Below are 3,560 nucleotides of genomic sequence, written 5' to 3' on the forward strand. Positions count from 1 at the left end.
AGCGTTACGTAACGGGTCAGACCCGTCACGCAACGGTCAGAGGGTGGCGAGGAGAGTATTCAGGGTTTCGCTGGGGCGCATGATGGCGGAGGCCTTCGCGTCGTCGGGCTGGTAGTAGCCGCCGATGTCGGCAGGCTCGCCCTGGACCGCCAACAGCTCGTCGGTGATCTTCTGCTCGTTCTCCGTGAGCGCGGCCGCCAGCGGAGCGAACCGTGCGGCGACCTCGGCGTTCTCGGTCTGATCGGCGAGCGCCTGGGCCCAGTAGAGGGCGATGTAGAAGTGGCTGCCGCGGTTGTCGATCGAACCGAGGCGACGGGCCGGCGACTTGCCGTTCTCGAGCAGCTGTCCCGTCGCGGTGTCGAGAGCAGCGCCGAGCATGCGCGCCGCGTCGTTCTCGGTGACCTCGGCGAGGTGCTCGAACGAGACCGCGAGCGCCAGGAACTCGCCGAGGCTGTCCCACCGGAGGTAGTTCTCCTTGACGAGCTGTTGAACGTGCTTCGGGGCCGACCCACCGGCACCGGTCTCGAACAGACCGCCTCCGTTGAGCAGCGGAACGATCGACAGCATCTTCGCGCTCGTGCCCAGTTCGAGGATCGGGAACAGGTCGGTGTTGTAGTCACGCAGGACGTTGCCGGTGACCGAGATCGTGTCCTCGCCGTTCCGCATCCGCTGCAACGAGAACCGAGTCGCCTCGGTCGGCGCCATGATCTCGATCTGCAGGCCGTCGGTGTCGTGGTCGCCGAGGTAGGTGTTCACCTTCTCGATCAGTTGCGCGTCGTGCGCCCGGTTGGCGTCGAGCCAGAACACGGCGGGAGCCCCAGTCGCCCGGGCACGACTCACGGCGAGACGGACCCAGTCGCGAATCGGCTCGTCCTTCACCTGGCAGGCGCGGAAGATGTCGCCTTCCGACACGGCGTGCTCCATCAGCACGTTTCCGTCGGACTCGACGACGCGCATCGTGCCGGCCGACGCCGCCTCGAACGTCTTGTCGTGGCTGCCGTACTCCTCGGCCTTCTGCGCCATCAATCCGACGTTCGGGACGGTTCCCATGGTGGTCGGATCGAACGCACCGTTGGCGATGCAGTCGTCGATCGTCGCCTGGTAGATGCCGGCGTACGACGAGTCGGGAATGACGGCTTTCGCATCCTGACGTTCGTCGTTCTTGTTCCACATCTTCCCGGAGTCGCGGATCATCGCGGGCATCGACGCGTCGATGATGACGTCGCTGGGTACGTGGAGGTTCGAGATCCCCTTGTCGGAGTCGACCATCGCCAGATCCGGCCCGGCCTCGTACGCGGCGGCGAAGTCGGCTTCGATCTCGGCGCGCTGATCGTCCGGCAGCGATGCGAGTGCCGACAGCACACCTCCGAGGCCGTTGTTCGGGTTCGCCCCGGCCTCCCGCAGCGCGTCGCCGTGCTTGGCGAAGACATCGGCGAAGAACACCTCGACGCCGTGACCGAAGATGATCGGGTCGGACACCTTCATCATCGTGGCCTTCAGGTGCAGCGAGAACAGCACGCCGCGTTCCTTGGCGTCAGCGACCTGCTCGGCGAGGAAGGTGCGCAGCGCGGCGACGTCCATCACCGTGGAGTCGATGACCTCGCCGGCCAGCAGCGGGAAGTCCGGCTTGAGCACCGTGACCGCTCCCTCGGCGTCGACGTGCTCGATGCGGACGCTGGTCGGCTCGGCCACGGTCACCGACTGCTCGTTCGAGGCGAAGTCGCCGGACCCCATCGTGGCGACGTGGGTCTGCGACTCGGACGACCACTCCCCCATCGAATGCGGGTTCTTGCGGGCGTACTCCTTCACGGCCTTCGGCGCCCGCCGATCCGAGTTCCCCTGACGCAGTACCGGGTTCACGGCGGACCCGAGCGCGACGCTGTACTTCTCGCGGATCGCCTTGTCCTCGTCGGTCTGGGGATCGTTCGGGAAATCGGGCAGGTCGTAGCCGAGCGCCTGCAGTTCGGTCACCGCGGCAACGAGCTGCGGAATCGAGGCGGAGATGTTCGGCAGCTTGATGATGTTCGCCCCTGGGGTGAGCGCGATCTCACCGAGTTCGGTCAGGGCGTCGGGCACTCGCTGGTCGGCGGTGAGCCGCTCGGGGAACTGGGCGAGGATCCGTCCGGCCAGCGAGATGTCCCGCGTGTCGACCTCGACGCCTGCCGCACCTGCAAACGCCTCGACGATCGGGAGGAACGAGTACGTGGCCAGCGCCGGCGCCTCGTCCGTGATGGTGTAGATGATCGTCGACTCGGTCATGGGGGTCTCGTTTCGTCGCGGGTGGAGCGGGTGGGGGACACACGGTCGTGCAGGTGCAAGACCTACTTGTCTTGTACTTGTCTACACCCTAGCGGCTCGTCCTCGCGGCGGTCCAGATGCGGAGACATGACCCCGCCGAATCTACGATCGACGGCGATGGACTTCTCGTGGACCCCCGAACAGGTCGAACTGCGCAAGCATGCCCGCGAGGTCGCTGCCGACGCGGTGGAGCGGTTCGGACGCTGGAACGACTCGTGGATCAACGGTTTCTCCAAGGAGTTCGCTCGCGAGATGGGTTCCCACGGCTGGATCGGAATGACCTGGCCGACCGAGCACGGAGGCGGCGGCCGACCTCCCATCGAGCGGTTGATCGTCGGCGAGGAACTGATCGCGGCCGGAGCGCCGCTCGCCGCCATGTGGTTCGCAGACCGCCAGATGGGCCCGACGCTGATCAACTACGGAACACCGGACCAGCAGGCCGAGTTCCTCCCCGGGATCCTGTCGGGTGGGACCACGTGGTGCATCGGGATGTCGGAGCCCGACTCGGGTTCCGACCTGGCGTCGCTCGCAACGGCCGCCGTTCGGGACGGCGACGACTTCGTGATCAACGGGCAGAAGATCTGGACGTCGTTCGGTGAGTCGGCGGATTACTGCTATCTCATCTGTCGCACCGACGCGTCCGGACCGCCACACCGGGGCATCAGCGAGGTGATCGTCCCGATGGACACGCCCGGCATCGAGGTCCGCCCGATCACCGACATGACCACGAACCGCCACTTCTGCGAGGTGTGGTTCAGCGACGTGCGCGTACCCGTCGCCAACCTGGTCGGCGTCGAAGGGAACGCCTTCAAGCAGACCATGGCGCAGCTCGAGCACGAACGCGGCGGGATCGACCGCCTGGTGTCGAACCGAGCGCTCTACGAGATCGCCGCCGAGCGCGCCGATCGGGAGGATCCACGGGTGCGACAGGAGATGGCCCGCCTCGAGAGCGGCTACACACTCGGTCGCATCCTGGTCACGCGCGAGGTCCTCCGCCAGGCCCCGAAGGGTTTCTCGGCTGCGACGAAGTGTTTCTGCACGGAGCACCAGCAACGAGTCGCGTCGTTCGTCGCCCGCACACTCGGTGCCGATGCGCTCCTCTGGGACCAGGTCGGTCGAGGGCTCGCATACGACCCCGCCTACACGATCATGGGCGGCACCTCGAACATCATGCGCAACATCCTCGGCGAGCGCGTTCTCGGTCTCCCCCGCGAACCCCGCTGAATGCGCAACTCGTGAACTGTTCCGGCGCTCCGTGCGCG

The 3,560-nt window shown here is 66.5% G+C and carries 2 protein-coding genes; one reads left to right on the forward strand and one right to left on the reverse strand.

What is annotated here, in order from left to right:
• Positions 1-36: 36 nt before the first annotated feature.
• Positions 37-2,259 (reverse strand): NADP-dependent isocitrate dehydrogenase, encoded by a 2,223-nt coding sequence (locus ON45_RS16550; RefSeq protein WP_040495222.1) that lies wholly within the window; start codon positions 2,257-2,259, stop codon positions 37-39.
• A gap of 156 nt (positions 2,260-2,415) precedes the next feature.
• Here ON45_RS16550 and ON45_RS16555 point away from each other — a divergent pair, with 156 nt between their 5' ends.
• Complete coding sequence (locus tag ON45_RS16555; protein WP_040495224.1) at positions 2,416-3,522, forward strand: acyl-CoA dehydrogenase family protein; 1,107 nt, start codon at positions 2,416-2,418, stop codon at positions 3,520-3,522.
• Positions 3,523-3,560: the final 38 nt, after the last annotated feature.

Origin of the sequence: Ilumatobacter nonamiensis YM16-303 (assembly GCF_000350145.1) — a bacterium.
In the GTDB taxonomy this organism is placed as follows: domain Bacteria; phylum Actinomycetota; class Acidimicrobiia; order Acidimicrobiales; family Ilumatobacteraceae; genus Ilumatobacter_A; species Ilumatobacter_A nonamiensis.